Raw genomic sequence first — 15,444 nt, 5'->3', positions numbered from 1 at the left:
TTATTCTACACTATTTTTATGTTGCAACTTGTTTGCTGTTATAGGCGAACCAAAGTTGGCAAACAGTCACACCTAACACGCCCATTAGCATCAGCAGCGAAAAAGGCATGGCGCTGCCGGTGTAAAAAAAGGCGAGCAGTGGCCCGGCCAAAGCACCAGTGCTAAAACGCAGCGTGCCCATTACGGCGGTTGCAGTGCCTGAGTTGTGGGGGAATTGCATCAATACCAGCGCGTCGGTATTGGTTGAGACCAAGGTGAGGCCAGCCATAAGCGGCGCAATACTAAAGACGGTAAACCAGAGGTTTAATTTAAACAGGTTAAACACACAGAGTAAAAGTGCACTCACTAACGCTAACACCACACCTGCACGCAACATTCGCACTGAACCGAGGCGAGTCACCAGGCGACTATTTACAAAGTTGGCCAATATCAAACACAGCACATTTGCACCAAACAACATGCTGAACGCTTGTTCGTTGACACCAAAATAATTGATATAGATAAACGAGACGGCGGTGATAAAACAAAAAAAGGAAAATGCACCAAACATCATGCTCATGATGAGTGGGCGCGCCTGTGTATTGGAAAATACGATTTTGTAACCGCTAAAAAAATTTCCGGCAATCCCGCTACGAGTGTTAATGGGTTTACTGATTTCAGGCAACCACTTCCACACCAAGGAAAAGATCAGTACACCATAGAGTGCCAATATATAAAAAATACTGCGCCAATCACTTATCCATAAAATGGCGCTGCCGATGCCAGGTGCAAGCAGTGGTGCCAGCATCATAATCATGGACATATAAGACATACCTTTAGCGGTATGCTCTTGATACATATGCCGCACTAATCCCGGTACAACTACTGTTGCTGCGGCGCCACAAAATGCTTGCAGTGCGCGCAAAAATAAAAACTGCTGCACATTATCGACCAGCGCGAGGGCGATACTGCAGAGAGTAAAACCCGTGAGGCCAAAAATCGCCAGAGGCCTGCGCCCGAGTAAATCCGCCAGTGGGCCAAACAGCAACATGCCTACCCCGTAGGCAGCGAGAAAAATGCTGAGCGATTGCTGCACACTACTGATGTGGGTATTTAAATCTTGGGCGATAACTGGCATCGCCGGCAAATACATATCCACTGCCAGCGGGGTGGTGGCAATTACGGCAGCGAGCAGAACAATTAAAAAAGGGTGGGATTGTTTGGTCATAACCAGATCGCATATCAGAGAAGCGTTTATGCTACGCCTCTGCTGATAATTAAACGATGGGATAGTGCATCAGTAATTGCACTAAAAATTCGATCATTGCGCAGCAGTGCTTGTTGCCGCGCAATTATTTTTGAGTTTATTTATGGCATCACCATAAACAGGTTGTAACAGAGCTAATTGTTTTTCACCCAAATAATTTTGAGCGAACTCCCAATGTGGAATACCGTTATTCCAATCGCAGTTCACCACAGCAATTGTTGCCAAATTTTGCGCGACGGATGTTTTTAAATAAGGAAGGTAACTGTTTGCGCGGGCGAATTCGGCAAACCTATCCAATTCCGCAGCATAAAATTCTGCCGTTCGGGTAAAGCTCACACTGTGCACGCCGGCTTGTTCCATGATGGCTTTGACATACATGGGCTTGAGCGCAGCTTGTGTTTGCGGCCAGTCTTCTAAATTAAAACTGCCGGTTTGTGCAGCGCAATTCACTGCGAGATGTAATAACAATAAACTGAGGATTAACCGGCTTTGGCGCATGAATCGCATGAATGATTTCCACTGGGATAAGGTGAGGGAGTAATTATACTTGCAGGCTCTGGCGCTTTAGCAAACCCAATTGATTGACATTGATCTAAAGGCGTGTAAACTGAGCCTCAGCTTGAAAGTACGTCTAATATTTATGCACCACATTTCGAAGTTCCATAGTATTTCGTCCTGTTTACATAAGTAATTCCCACATTTCCAGCACAAGCGCCCTTCGGGGTAAACTTACTTTTGTATTAATAGGTAATACTATGTCTAAAACTACTACTGGCACTGTTAAATGGTTCAACGAAGCTAAAGGTTTCGGTTTCATCGAGCAAGAATCTGGTCCAGACGTTTTCGCTCACTTCAGCGCTATCTCTGGTTCAGGCTTCAAAACTTTGGCTGAAGGCCAAAAAGTTAGCTTCACCGTTACTCAAGGCCAAAAAGGCCCACAAGCTGAAAACATTCAAGCTATCTAATTATTAGATGCTTATCAGCGACCAAGGTCGCTGATGTTACAGCTAAAAAGGCGAAATCTTCGGGTTTCGCCTTTTTTATTGCTTGAAATTGGGTGATTTTGCCGCTGAAGCCTGACAAAGGTCATCAACCATCCACCGCAGCCTTGCATTTGATCACTGCTCCCCAATTGTTCCCTGAGCTTATCGACTCCTGCGGAACTATTATGTCTTTATCACGCTCCTCTCCTATAGCCGAATCCCTATCGCGCCGCCAAATTTTGCTGGATCTGCTGCGCCCTTATCGTTTGCGCATACTACTGGCGCTGGTTGCTTTGGTCGTCGCCGCTGCCTGCGTCTTATTAATCGGCCAAGGTTTGAAACAGGTGATCGATAAAGGATTTGTGGCCGGTAGCCCGGAGCTGCTCAACTATGCGCTGTTGGGATTACTGGGCGTTATTCTGGTGACGTCAGTGGCAACGTACAGCCGGTTTTATCTTGTCTCATGGCTGGGCGAGCGCATTACCGCAGATTTGCGCCGCCGGGTATTTTCTCATCTGCTAACGCTCTCGCCGGTATTCTTTGAGCAAAATCGCACCGGCGATGTGCTTTCCCGTTTAACTAACGATACCACCCAACTGGAAACGGTAATTGGCTCCAGTGTTTCTATGGCATTGCGCAATGCCTTGTTATTGCTGGGCGGTTTAGTGATGTTGGCGGTCACCAGTGTGAAGTTGATGGCACTGGTATTGGTGGCGATTCCTTTTGTCTTGGTGCCGATTATTGTGTTCGGCCGCCGCCTGCGCAAACTGGCGCGCGCAAGTCAGGACAGTGTGGCCGATGTGGGTGCATACACCGATGAAGTGATCCATGAAATTCGCACCGTGCAGGCATACGGCCACGAGCCAGCAGCGGCCAGCGAGTTTAATCAGCGGGTGGAGATGACCTTTGGTGCTGGTATCAAGCGCGTGCGTCAGCGTGCACTCTTGGTTGCAGCGGTGATCACCTTGGTATTTAGCGCAGTGGCGATGATTTTATGGGTCGGCGGCCACGATGTGTTAGCGGGCAATATCACTGGCGGTGAGTTGTCGGCATTTATTTTTTACGCCGTGATAGTCGCTAGTGCGATGGGAACTATATCGGAAGTCATCGGGGAATTGCAGCGCGCCGCCGGTGCCACTGAGCGATTAGTTGAACTACTGGCGACCCCCTCGGCCTTGCCTATGCGCGAGGAGCCGGAATTATTGCCGGTACCAGCACAGGGTTTAGTGGAGATGCGCACAGTAAAGTTTGCCTATCCCACACGGTTGGATGCACCGGTGTTTGATGGGTTTGATCTACGGGTAAATCCCGGCGAAAAAGTGGCGTTGGTAGGTCCATCGGGTGCGGGTAAAACTACGCTGTTTCAATTGCTGCAACGGTTTTACGATCCGCTCGCGGGTGAAATTCTATTGGATGGTGTCGATTTAACCCACGCCGATATTCGACAGGTGCGCGAGCGCATCGCACTGGTGCCGCAAGATCCGGTCATTTTTGCCGCGAGTGTGCGCGACAATGTGCGCTATGCGCGCCCCAATGCAACTGATGCTGAGGTGATCGCTGCCTGCACTGCGGCGTTTGCCATGGAATTTATCGAGCAATTGCCGGAAGGCTTGGATGCCTATCTCGGTGAACGCGGGGTGCGTTTATCGGGCGGGCAAAAACAGCGTATTGCGATTGCGCGGGCAATTCTCGCTGATCGCCCAATTTTATTGTTGGATGAAGCCACCAGCGCGCTCGATTCGAATAGCGAACAAGCGGTGCAACAGGCGTTAGAAGTACTGATGAAAAACCGCACCACCATTATGATTGCGCATCGTCTCTCAACGGTGGTCAATGCAGATCGCATTCTGGTATTGCAGCAGGGCAAGATTGTGGCGAGCGGCACGCATACAGAATTATTGGCGAACAGTGATTTGTATCAGCAACTGGCGCGCTTGCAATTTCAATTGGATAACTAAGCAGGTTTGCTAGCCTACTGCGCAGACAAATTATTTTGTTCTTGTAGGAGGTGAATAAATCACATAGGCAGTGTGATTTTGTAATTCTGTCTGTGCGATAGCTCAAGCTAGACTGGATACGAAAGTCAGGGATGAGCAATGTTGTATGGTGTTTGATAGGAATTGCTCATCTTAATTGGCTTTTACATTAGCAGTGCATCTATTGCCTGCAAAAAAATCCACTTAAGGAGTAAGAAATGGAACTGAATATTGGTGTTACCAATCCCTATGCTATTGCTGAACAGGTTGCAGGAAAACAAATACGCTGGAGTACGTTTGCAAATCCGGTGGCGGAGTTGTCATCGATTCTACAAATTCCTGAAGCAAAAATATTTGCTAAAGATAGCCCACTGTTAAGACCCGGTGTTGTGACAGACGCACAGGGCAAAATGAAGGTTTTATCGCTTGCTGAAGCGAATAATCGTCTAGCTACATTTTTAAGTAGCAATCTTCTTACCCAACCTGCGATCCGACGTACTAACTTGACTGCGCTGACAGAGAGCCGCACTAAAGTTTTGGCTGATTCCTTGATTCAACCAGTGGTTGGCGCCGCCAATACTCCTTGGCAACCGGCTAATACAGCATGGGTTGATAAAGGGGATTTCTTTGAAGACTTAGGTGAAATTAATGATCCGATCCAAGGCAGTATTGCTAACTGTTATTTTATTGCTGCGATGAGTTCGGTCGCTTGGTCGCGCCCCTATGCTATTGCAAATGTAGTGCGACCATCTGCCTGGGGTGATGATGAAAGCCCTATTCACCGCGTAACTTTTTTTAAAAATGGTACAGGTAGCGGTGAGTCAGTAGAGGTGGGTGAGCGAGTGCCGGTAGTTCAGGGTAGCAACAGTTGGCGCTATGCGCGTTCCCGTGACGTGGGCGAGACCTGGCCGGCAATATTGGAAAAGGCCTTTGCTAAATGGAAGACGGGCAACACAACGGATTTTCCTGACTATGGCCCTATGGCTTATGGCAACGCAGTTTTAGCTTGCGCTGAAATTGTACGCGGGGCGCAGAACTACCGTAACAACAGCGAACATTCTGCCGATGCATTGATTCAATCTGTGCGCGCTAATTCTCTCGGCGGCCGCACATTTAATCCGATGGTGGCTTGGACTCACGGTGAATCACCTGCAGGTACGGATTATGGTTCAGCCCGTGTGGTAGGTAATCATGCTTACTCTATTCTGGGGTGGGCTTGGAGCAACAATACCTACTACATAGTGTTGCGTAATCCATGGGGAACCCATGAGGCGACATTGGATGTACTGCCTGGCAACTGGAGCAGTACTAATGTTTACTCTGCGCAGATGCCATTAAATACCGATGGTGTTTTTGCAATGAAGATAGGCACGTTCAAACAATATTTCGCTGGCTTGGGCTGGGTTGCCTAACACACTACTGAGCGTTTGATTCGTAATATAGATTGGAAAACGGCGCAAAATACGCGCCGTTTTTTCATTCCAGCAGGAATGAAAATTGAATTTATTGTTCTTGTTAAATCGATGGCAAGCCAAAAATGAAGCCTGCGAACTATTCAAACTATGCCTAAATTGATAGCTTTTAACACGGCTTGGGTGCGGTCGCGGCAATCTAATTTAGATAGCAAATTGGAAACATGATTGCGCACTGTGCCTTCGGCGAGAAAAATTGCGCGCGCAATTTCTTTATTGGAAAAACCGCCTGCCAATAACCGTAAAATTTGCAGCTCGCGTTCTGATAAGTCGATTTTTTGTTCTGTTTTTTTCAGCCCTGATAATTCTTGTAACATATTGCCTTCTGCGAGAAAGCCAGCGCCTTGCGCGAGGGTTTCAAGGCTGCTGACTAACTTTTCCAGTGATACATCTTTTAATAAAAAACCATTGGCTCCGGCCTTTATGCTCTGCACAAATAATTCACTGTCACCGAAGGTAGTTAACATTAATACCGGTGTCAGGTTGTTTTCGGCGCGCAATTTTTTAACCAGTTCAATGCCATCCATCACTGGCATGCGAATATCAGCGAGTATCACATCAACTGGGTTATTCAGCAGTGCGGCGAGCGCGTTTACGCCATTATTCGCCTCCCAGCTAATCACTGTTTTGCCTGAGAGTGCGAGTAAACCCGCGATACCTTTGCGCACTAATTCCTGATCATCTACCAAGCCAATTTTAAGCATGCTGTTGCTCCAGTGAAATCTGCAGGCGCGCGCCTTGCGCCAGTGGCGTTAAACGACTGCTACCGTTAAATAGTTGTAAGCGTTCATTGATGCCGAGCAGGCCGCTGCCGGGGTTGATTGTGTTTGGGCAACCGCGACCGTTATCGTCGACGAAAATGCATATTTTATGTTGTTGCTGTTGTAGCAAAATATGTATTTTTGTCGCGCGGCCATGGCGCAACGCGTTGCTAATTCCCTCTTGAATGCAAAGCAACAGTTGCTCTGCACACTCTGCGGATTCCAGTTGTAGCTCCCCTTCCAGCGTCAATTGTAGTTGCGGTAAACGCAGTGCAAGCGCTTGCACCGCTTGGCGTATATCGACAGTTAATGGTGTGCGCTGGTTGCGCACTACAGCGCGAATATTGTCGAGTAATTGTTTGGCGAGATTTTTAGTGTCGGCGAGGGATATTTGCAACTCAGGTGCAACCTTGTGCTGCAAAATCTCCAATTGTAAATTCAGGGCGGTGAGTTGATGACCGAGTATGTCGTGCAAGTCGCGCGCAATGCGCAAACGTTCATCTTGTTTGCTCGATTGCGCCAAAATAATCCGCGTGGTGAGCAATTGCTGGTTTACCTGTTCAAGTTGTTCACGGGCACGTCGCTCGCTAACGCGGGCAAAAGAAGTGGATAGGGCGAATAGCTGAAAACCAAGATAAATAAGCGCAGTAATTATCGCGTTGTCAAAGTGCCAGAAATCTATTTGAATGTAATAGAACAGCAGATTGCTAATGAGCACTTGTAGAACTGCTGCGCGGCGCGAAAAATAATCCGGTAATTGCGCCGCCCAGACCACTAATAATACCGGTGATATTTGCCCTACGTGGACCAGCATTAATAAGAGCGCAATGCACAGTTGCACCAATAAAATGATCCGGGTTTTGCGCAACGAAATATTAATGGCATAACCGCTGCCAACCATTAAAAACAGGAGTAAAAAGACACCGTAGCCCAGTACGCTCGGCCACAAAAATGAGGAGCCAGCGAGCCGCCCAAACTCAACATAGGCCACTCCGCTCCAGGTGATAAATCCAGCCAGTGTCAGTAGATAATTATCTTTATTCATGGTGTTTGTTCATTTTGGGAGTGAACTGCCGCGCTACATCGATCCGATCATAGTACGGTTTAACTCCAACAGGCTAAATAGGACATAAGTCATGCCGTCACTGTGAATGTGTACGATGGACAATTGTCATCGCCAAATGATGAATTTGTTCGCAGGTAGCTATGGCCCCCCGTCATTTGATGAAGCAAAAGTCATTGTCGATAAGGCGACCGAAATAGAAATCCAACTCCGATAAATAAAAAGTTGCGGCCAATAAAAAACGGCAGTCCCTGGGGACTGCCGTTTTTTATGTTTCAACCATTTTTACATCTGGCTAACTTGCAGGTAGAGCCAGACGCAAATCTGTTGAATTAGTTACACGCGCGAACCAAAGACCAGGCGTTAGTCCAAGCCCAGCCAGTGCCAGGTGCGTATGCGCCACCTTGTGAACACCAACCCGCCACAGTACAACGGTACTCACTGCCTGCATTGTTAACTACTGCGCCCGCAGCATAAGCTGCACCATTTACGTAGGCAGGTGAGGTGCAGTTACCGCTTGCAACAGACGAGGGTGCGCTTGAGCTGCTAACCACAGCAACACTTGATTTGCTGGATGAGCTAGGCGCTACGCTTGATGGAGTTGATGATGCGCCGCCAGAAGTACAAGCACCCAAGTCAAGCCAATGGCTGTATTGACCTGATACCAGTGCTGGATCATTGCCTTGAGTCCAGTAGTTGGCAGAGTAGCGTCTGTTGTTGCGCTCTACCTGTTGCGGAGCTTGGTACACAGTGCTGGCATTCCAGGCTGGCAGACCAGCACAGGTATTGTCGGAAACGCTTGAAGAAGTCGAAACTGAAGATACGCTCGATTTCACCGACGATGAGGATACAGAAGATGGTGCAGCGGAAGAGGAGCTGCTTGATGGATTGCCGTAAACAACGTCAATACATTGATAGAAGCCTTCTGGCGCATCTCTCAGCGGGTCACGTTGCCAAATACTGTAAACAATGTGGCGACCAGTACGGGGTGGCAGGTTAACCATGTGAGTAGACACTGCTTCTTGGCCTTCAGGTGCTGTCTGGGCGATCTGTTCCAGATCAGACCACTTCAGTGGAGCTGCACCTGGGTTAAAACCTTCTTTGGTAATGTAGTAACGGAAGTAAGACGTTTTGTGTGGTGCAGTGTTAGTCCAGGTGAACGCCAGAGGGCCAGCAGTAACAGTGGTTGCCTTCCAGTCGTTGCGAGCCAAATTAAGACCATTGTTGCTGGCCATGTTAGCGCTACACAGTTTGCCATCGGGAATCAGCGCTTGGTGATTGTCGTTCGCGCCACCAATACCAATTGATTGTGGTTCATATTGGCTGGCATTGCCGCCAGCAGACGCAGCGATACACGCGGCTGAGCTGCCACCGCCTTGTGAGGTGGTACAGAAAAAAGCGCGGCTTTTCGGTGAAGATACATAACCGTGGGAAAATGCCTGGCTGGTAAGCAAGAGCGAACCTAGTACTACAGCGGAAATTCCGCAGGCTTTTATTGTCTTTTTCACTTTTCATCTCCAAGGGATTTTTTAGTTTATTAACTAACAAGATCGGGACTGAGCAGTTCAGTGCGCCGATCTGGAATGATGTTTGTTCTCCATACATCAAGCCGATCTCATGTGAGCGACAATCGGTTCCATTGCCGTGGAGTTTAAAATGACAACGTTGTACATTGCGAGTACGAGTTTAGGGTTTAGGGGTAGTATTTTGCGAAGGAAGTTTGATTTTCGGAATTTTTCAGATGGAAAAGCAATACAGAAGCCGATTATTGCCCGATTTTGCTGGGGCTAATCGTTCTTTTTGAAAAGACAACGTTGCTTGGTTGCTGCTTAACTGAGTGGAAATACACAGATAAACATACTGCCTTTGCCCACTTCACTGGTGATTTTTAGCTCTGCTTCATGGCGCATCAAGACGTGTTTTACAATCGCCAAGCCCAGACCTGTGCCGCCGGTGCCGCTGTTGCGGCTGGCATCAACGCGGTAAAAACGCTCGGTCAAACGCGGGATATGTTGCGCTTCAATGCCGGGGCCGTTATCGCTTACGGATACATAAAAGTGTTTTTGATCCTGCCAGAGCAGCACGCTCACCCTGCCGTCATTGGGGGTGTATTTGATCGCATTGGTGACCAGATTGGAAAACGCGCTGTGCAGTTCCTTTTCATTGCCGGAGACCAGCAGTGGTTTGGTCGTATTGTTACAAATGAGCGTCAGGTGCTGACGTTTCTCTTTGCTCAACACCTCTGCTTCACTTTTCACAATGGTTAGGAGCTGCTCAATATTGATCGGTTTGTGGTTGTGCCCTGCCTCTGTGGTTTCCAGTTTGGAGAGCACCAGCAGATCGTTAATCAACAGCGACATGCGTTTTGCCTGCTGCAGCATTTGCTGTAAGGGCTTATCCCAGCTGGGGGTGCTGTTGTTATCTGCCAGTGTTTCTACATAACCGTTGATAACGGTCAGTGGGGTGCGCAGTTCATGGGAGACGTTGGCGACAAAGTCCTGCCGCATTTTTTCCAAATTGTGCAGCTGGGTGATGTCGCGCACCACGATCAAACGTTCGCTTTTGCCAAACGGGGTGATTTGAAATTGCAGTTGTTTGGATTGAAAGCGCGGTGAGGGTAGCTCCAGTGGCTCTTCGTATTTGCCCTCTTCAAAATAGCTGACAAATTTGGGGTGACGGATAAAGTTGATAACCGATTGGCCTTGGTCTTTGGTGTTAAGCGCCAGCATCCGGTGCGCGGCGGGGTTCCAAAAATCCAAGTGGCCGCGGGCATCGAGAATGATCAAACCGTCTTTCAGTGCCGAGCTGATTTCCTGAATACGCTTAATCACTGCCTGCAGATTTTCTTTTTCAACTCGTTGGCTGCGCTGTAACTGGTAGATGTTGTCAAACACCTGACCCCAGATGCCAGTGGCTTCGGGTGCTTCTTCCGTTTCCTGGCACAGCAGCCACTGGTTGAGGCGGCGCATTTGCCAGAGCATCCAGATAATGTAAGCGGCGCAGCCAATTAGCATCCAAACGGCGTACAGGCCGCTAAAAAAACCAATCAGGCTGCACAAGGCGAGAATAATGAGAATGCGCTGGAGCTCAGCGCTAAAACCTTTTAACAAGGGGGGAGCCTCTCCGGTTTAAATCCGCAGCCGCAACCGATGAGCACTGCAAGACACGCCGTAAATCCATCCCTGGAGGCTCATCTTCGACATCCATGTCTCAGACGGTCTTGCAGCACGCATCGCTTCCGGCTGCTACAGCTGATTATTATCAGGCTTCAATACGAGTAGAAAATCTATAGCCCGTACCGCGCACTGTTTGGATCAAATCTTCGTGGCCATCAACGGTGAGGGCTTTGCGCAAGCGGCGGATATGAACATCCACGGTGCGCTCTTCCACATACACATTGCCGCCCCAAACGTGATCCAGCAATTGGCTGCGAGTATAAGCTCTTTCCTGATGGGTGAGGAAAAACTCCAGCAGGCGATATTCAGTCGGGCCCATATCAACCGATTGATCGTGGATGGTAACGCGGTGGCTGGCGGGATCGAGGCACAGACCTTGTACCGTAATGGGTGCTGAGTTGATTTGCGGATCGGCGCGGCGCAATACGGCTTTCAAGCGAGCAACCAATTCACGCGGTGAAAAAGGTTTGGTGATGTAATCATCGGCGCCCACTTCCAGCCCCTGAATCTTATTGTCTTCTTCGCCTTTGGCGGTGAGCATGATGATGGGGGTGTTGGCGGTGACTTCATCGCGCTTCAAACGGCGCGCTAATTCGATGCCGCTGGTGCCGGGCATCATCCAATCGAGCAGGATCAGGTCGGGCTTTTCATCGATAATAATGCCGTGTGCATCCTGTGCATTGCTCGCTTCCAACACGTTGTATTCAGCCATTTCCAGCGCTACCCGCAGCATATCGCGGATTGCGGATTCATCGTCAACGATTAGAATTTTGCGACCAGTCATAAGTGTTCTGCCTGAAAAAACCACGGTTTGCCTCACAGGTTTGTGAAGCTATTGTTGCAGTGTATTAAATAAGCTCAGTGTTACACATTTATGACAGGGTGAAAAATTAGCCGCTAGTGAAATTGATAATCCATAACGATCCCGACAAATACCGCGACACCGACCCAGTTGTTATTGAGGAATGCCTTAAAACAGGCGGCGCGGGCGCGAAAGCGAATCAGCCATTGTTGATAGATAAATAAACCGGCGGCAACTGCCAGCCCCAGATAGTAAAAACTGCCCAACTCAAAGCGATTGCCGACCAGTATCAAAGCGTAAATTGTCATGGCTTGGAGTGCGCCGGTGATGACGCGATCCTGCTCACCAAACAATATCGCGGTGGATTTGACGCCGATTTTCAGATCGTCATCCCTATCCACCATCGCATAAAACGTATCGTAGACCACTGTCCAGAGCACCACTGCCAGATAGATCAGCCAAATACCTTGGGTGAGTTCCCCCGCTTCGGCGGCGTAAGCCATAGGTATGCCCCAGGCGAATGCCGCGCCCAGTACCACTTGCGGCAAATGGGTGTGGCGTTTCATAAAGGGATAGCAAAACGCGAGGATCAGGCCGCCAACTGACAATTTGATGGTGAAGGGATCGGTGAATAGCACCAGCCCAAAGGCGATCAAACATAGAGTGATAAACAGGCCGATGGCCTCGCGGCTGGTGAGGGCGCCGGTGGCGAGTGGGCGATGTTGGGTGCGCTCCACCCTGCCATCGATTTTGCGGTCGGCAAAGTCATTGATCACACAGCCAGCGGCGCGCATCACTATCACCCCCAGCACAAAAATCACCAGATTCTTGAGGCTGGGCACGCCCTTGGCCGCAATCCATAAGCTCCAGAGCGTGGGCCACAGGAGCAGCAGGGTGCCAATCGGGCGATCCATACGCATCAAACGCCAGTAAAGTGGGGCTTTTTGCCGTAGTTTGGCGACAAAGCTGCTTTTTAAGCTATTTTTCGCCACAGGATTAACAATGGTTTTTGCTTTCTGTTTGCTGCGTTCAGGTTTGGTTGTCGCGGCTGATTTGGTCTTGGGTGCCGCCATGTTTTTTGCCGCTGCCTGTTTGGCTGCGGGCGCTGAATCGCCGGGTTTTACATCTTTTGGGGTTGTCATAGCCAAACGCCGTTTTATTAGGGTTATCGAGTCGGTGGCAGCGCGAGTTGGTCGGCAAAGGCCGGTAAAAATACTTCGCTCACCAGCAGGGGTTTCTGCTGCAGATAAAATACTGAGCGCCGCCCCCAGAGTGGCTGTTTGCCAACCAGATCAGCGGGAACATAAGCATGATCGCGGCTAATTCGCGCCACTGCAATGGCGCTGCGCTGCAACTGTGGCTGACTGAACAAAAACGCCCCCAAGGGGCGGTTGCCCTGTTTGCGCAGGTGGCGCAGTGATCCGGTCAGGCTGGACAGTGGCAAGAGGCTGCGGGCAAATACCCAGGGTTCGCCCTTGCCTTGCAGAATAACTTCGCGAATCAACGCCAGGGTGGGCCGCCGCATTCCCAGCACCTGGCGCTCGTTTAGCCGTGGCACCCCGATTATTTGGCGCACCACCTGCACCTTGAATTGGCCTTGGCTCTTGGCGATGAGCCGCGCAGTCAAGGAGCTGCTGTCGCTCAGCCAATCTTGCATCGCTGCAGATGGATGTTGGTGCCGGGCAATGCGTTGCAGTGGCTGCCATAACAATGAAGAGGGTAAATAACACGCAGCCTTGGGCAAAATGTGGCTCCTGTTTTGATGCTGCCATGAGGTGTAAAGGGGTAAAAACGCTCCGCAGTTTATCAGCTTGTGTTCGCTTGGGCATGGCGCGGGAGGCGGAAAAAGCCAGATCAAGTCTGCCGTAAACAAATTAATGCGGGTAAACTCCTAAGCCTATCGATAGTTACTACCAAGGAGAGCATCATGCATAAGACCGATATAGTTGTCGCGCTGGCGAACAATACAGATTTGGGTGTAAACAAGGCCGACCTAGTGGTTTCTGCTTTTATTGAGCAGGTCACTAATGCCTTGAGCCGCGGCGAATCAGTCGCCTTACTGGGTTTTGGCACCTTTAATGTGAGCGCGCGCGCTGCACGTGAAGGGCGCAATCCACAAACTGGCGCAACGATTCAAATCGCCGCCAGCAAAACCGTAACCTTTAAACCGGGTAAAGCGCTAAAAGACGCGGTCAACGAATAATCGCTGCGCCAAACGGCTCTGTTGGCGGCACCCATAGCCGCCAACACCAACTTCCCCCGTCCTCCTCATTTAACAAGTCACAATAATTCTGCGAGGCTACATGTCACTGACTAATAAAATTTTGCTGGGCATGTTGCTTGGCCTGCTGCTCGGGGTGATTTTTAATCTGCTACTGGGGCTGGATGAAACGCAAACGACGGCGACTACCGTCTATGGCCAGTGGATTCAGAATGTGGTGATCAATGGCATTTTTGATGCTGTTGGCCAAGTGTTTGTAGCCTCGCTGAAATTGTTGGTAGTGCCCCTGGTGTTTGTATCGCTGGTGTGCGGCGCTGCTTCGCTCGGCGGCCACAACCGTATGGGTGCACTGGCAACTAAAACTGTGGCGCTCTATTTGTTGACGACTGCAATTGCGATTTCACTGGCGATGGGAGTGGCGATTTTTATACAGCCAGGTGCCGGGGTGGATATGGCTGTCTCTAGCACTTACGCGGCACCACCAGCGCCATCCATCAAAGAAACGTTTATTAATATCTTCCCCAGCAACCCAGTGCAGGCCATGGCAGAAGGGAACATGTTGCAGGTGATTGTGTTCTCGATTTTGCTTGGCATCGCCATCTCGCGCACCGGCGGTGAAGTTGGCAGCAGCATGAAAACCTTGTTTGAGCACCTCAACGAAGTGGTGCTGAAAATGATGATGTTGTTGATGCAGTTGGCGCCCTATGGCGTGTTTTGCCTGCTGGCCAAGTTATTTGCCACGATTGGTTTTGCTGCCATTGCCGATCTGGCCAAGTACTTTTTCACCGTGCTGTTTGTATTGCTGCTACACGGCTTGGTGGTGTACGGCTCGCTATTAAAAATCCTGACCGGCTTAAACCCGATTATCTTTTTCCGCAAAATGTGGAAAGTAGCGGTATTTGGTTTTAGTACCGCTTCAAGCAATGCCACCCTGCCCGTCACTATGCGCACCGTGGAGCACGACTTGGGGGTGGACAATAAAGTCGCCAGCTTCTCGGTGCCGTTGGGCGCCACCATTAATATGGACGGCACCGCAATTATGCAGGGTGTGGCCACCATTTTTATCGCTCAGGTTTACAACATCGACATACCTGCGTCTGGTTATTTAATGGTGATTCTCACCGCCACCCTCGCCTCAATCGGCACCGCCGGTGTGCCCAGTGTAGGTTTGGTCATGTTGGCGATGGTATTGCAATCGGTCGGTTTGCCGGTGGAGGGCATTGCGCTGATTATCGGTGTGGATCGCCTGTTGGACATGGTGCGCACGGCGGTGAATATCACCGGTGATGCCACGGTATCGACCATAGTCGCCAAGAGCGAAAACATGCTGGATAAATCCCGGTTTGACGATATGAGCTTAAATGCCGAAGTTGATCCGGTGTGACGTGACCGGCGGTTTGTAGCCAACAAAAAGGCGAATTGCGCAGCGCAATTCGCCTTTTTTAATGATTAAGTCTAGTAAGTAATTATCAGTGACGCGTTTCAGAATCAGTTTCAAACTCGACTCGAATCGAAAGGTCTTCTACCAAACAGGGCCAGCGTTCCAGTTCTTCAGTCCAGCCTTTATCGCGGTGCAAATTGACATAGCGGTTGATATTGGCGCCTTCAAAATCGTGCTCGTTTAACAGGAGTTCGGCGGAAAATAACACCGCCTGATCCAACTCATTTGCAAACGGTTCACCAATCAATTCGTGGGCGATCACATTGGCAACGGTCATATCCATCGGCGCGAGTGGAATACCGC

At 49.6% G+C, this 15,444-nt stretch carries 14 protein-coding genes and 1 pseudogene; 5 read left to right on the top strand and 10 right to left on the bottom strand.

Annotated features, from left to right (window positions below; all coding sequences use genetic code 11):
• Positions 1-16 precede the first annotated feature (16 nt).
• Both AWU77_RS00375 and AWU77_RS00370 read right to left on the bottom strand, forming a co-directional pair.
• Complete coding sequence (locus tag AWU77_RS00375; protein ID WP_062057548.1) at positions 17-1,207, bottom strand: Bcr/CflA family multidrug efflux MFS transporter; 1,191 nt, start codon at positions 1,205-1,207, stop codon at positions 17-19.
• A gap of 93 nt (positions 1,208-1,300) precedes the next feature.
• On the bottom strand, positions 1,301-1,753 hold the full coding sequence (locus AWU77_RS00370; protein WP_062057545.1) for a hypothetical protein: 453 nt from the start codon (positions 1,751-1,753) through the stop codon (positions 1,301-1,303).
• 248 nt (positions 1,754-2,001) lie between these two features.
• Between AWU77_RS00370 and AWU77_RS00365 the strand changes: the two genes are divergently transcribed.
• The 3 genes from AWU77_RS00365 to AWU77_RS00355 all read left to right on the top strand — a co-directional run bounded on the left by AWU77_RS00365 (position 2,002) and on the right by AWU77_RS00355 (position 5,617).
• A complete protein-coding gene (locus AWU77_RS00365) occupies positions 2,002-2,211 on the top strand; it encodes a cold-shock protein (protein ID WP_062057542.1) in 210 nt (69 codons plus the stop codon).
• Between the two features lie 203 nt (positions 2,212-2,414).
• Entirely contained in the window at positions 2,415-4,187 is a 1,773-nt protein-coding gene (locus AWU77_RS00360) for an ABC transporter transmembrane domain-containing protein (protein WP_084617908.1), read from the top strand.
• A 236-nt stretch (positions 4,188-4,423) separates the two neighbouring features.
• Positions 4,424-5,617: a C2 family cysteine protease gene (locus AWU77_RS00355; RefSeq protein WP_062057539.1), complete on the top strand. Its 1,194-nt coding sequence runs from the start codon at positions 4,424-4,426 to the stop codon at positions 5,615-5,617.
• 143 nt (positions 5,618-5,760) lie between these two features.
• Here the strand turns inward: AWU77_RS00355 and AWU77_RS00350 are convergent, their stop codons facing one another.
• The 7 genes from AWU77_RS00350 to AWU77_RS00320 all read right to left on the bottom strand — a co-directional run bounded on the left by AWU77_RS00350 (position 5,761) and on the right by AWU77_RS00320 (position 13,223).
• Entirely contained in the window at positions 5,761-6,381 is a 621-nt protein-coding gene (locus AWU77_RS00350) for a response regulator transcription factor (protein WP_062057536.1), read from the bottom strand.
• Positions 6,374-7,483: a sensor histidine kinase gene (locus AWU77_RS00345; RefSeq protein WP_062057533.1), complete on the bottom strand. Its 1,110-nt coding sequence runs from the start codon at positions 7,481-7,483 to the stop codon at positions 6,374-6,376. The genes AWU77_RS00350 and AWU77_RS00345 overlap by 8 nt, the downstream gene beginning before the upstream one ends.
• Before the next feature lie 350 nt (positions 7,484-7,833).
• Complete coding sequence (locus tag AWU77_RS00340; RefSeq protein ID WP_062057530.1) at positions 7,834-9,009, bottom strand: lytic polysaccharide monooxygenase; 1,176 nt, start codon at positions 9,007-9,009, stop codon at positions 7,834-7,836.
• 321 nt (positions 9,010-9,330) lie between these two features.
• Complete coding sequence (gene phoR / locus AWU77_RS00335) at positions 9,331-10,611, bottom strand: phosphate regulon sensor histidine kinase PhoR (protein ID WP_062057527.1); 1,281 nt, start codon at positions 10,609-10,611, stop codon at positions 9,331-9,333.
• 151 nt (positions 10,612-10,762) lie between these two features.
• Entirely contained in the window at positions 10,763-11,461 is a 699-nt protein-coding gene (gene phoB / locus AWU77_RS00330; protein WP_062057524.1) for a phosphate regulon transcriptional regulator PhoB, read from the bottom strand.
• Positions 11,462-11,574: 113 nt separating this feature from the next.
• Positions 11,575-12,621: a 4-hydroxybenzoate octaprenyltransferase gene (gene ubiA, locus AWU77_RS00325; protein WP_084617875.1), complete on the bottom strand. Its 1,047-nt coding sequence runs from the start codon at positions 12,619-12,621 to the stop codon at positions 11,575-11,577.
• 23 nt (positions 12,622-12,644) lie between these two features.
• Positions 12,645-13,223, bottom strand: coding sequence for a chorismate lyase (locus AWU77_RS00320; RefSeq protein ID WP_062057521.1), 579 nt, complete (start codon positions 13,221-13,223; stop codon positions 12,645-12,647).
• Positions 13,224-13,406: 183 nt separating this feature from the next.
• Here AWU77_RS00320 and AWU77_RS00315 point away from each other — a divergent pair, with 183 nt between their 5' ends.
• Both AWU77_RS00315 and AWU77_RS00310 read left to right on the top strand, forming a co-directional pair.
• Positions 13,407-13,682, top strand: a complete 276-nt coding sequence (locus AWU77_RS00315) for an HU family DNA-binding protein (RefSeq protein WP_062057518.1) — start codon at positions 13,407-13,409, stop codon at positions 13,680-13,682.
• Positions 13,683-13,782: 100 nt separating this feature from the next.
• Complete coding sequence (locus AWU77_RS00310; RefSeq protein ID WP_062057515.1) at positions 13,783-15,084, top strand: dicarboxylate/amino acid:cation symporter; 1,302 nt, start codon at positions 13,783-13,785, stop codon at positions 15,082-15,084.
• A gap of 85 nt (positions 15,085-15,169) precedes the next feature.
• Here AWU77_RS00310 and AWU77_RS00305 read toward each other — a convergent pair.
• Positions 15,170-15,444, bottom strand: a pseudogene (locus AWU77_RS00305) (hypothetical protein); the annotation flags it as partial.

It is taken from the genome of Cellvibrio sp. OA-2007 (genome assembly GCF_000953825.1).
Taxonomy (GTDB): domain Bacteria; phylum Pseudomonadota; class Gammaproteobacteria; order Pseudomonadales; family Cellvibrionaceae; genus Cellvibrio.
The sequence above is the reverse complement of the archived record's forward strand: the minus strand, read 5'-3'. Positions and strand labels throughout refer to the sequence as shown.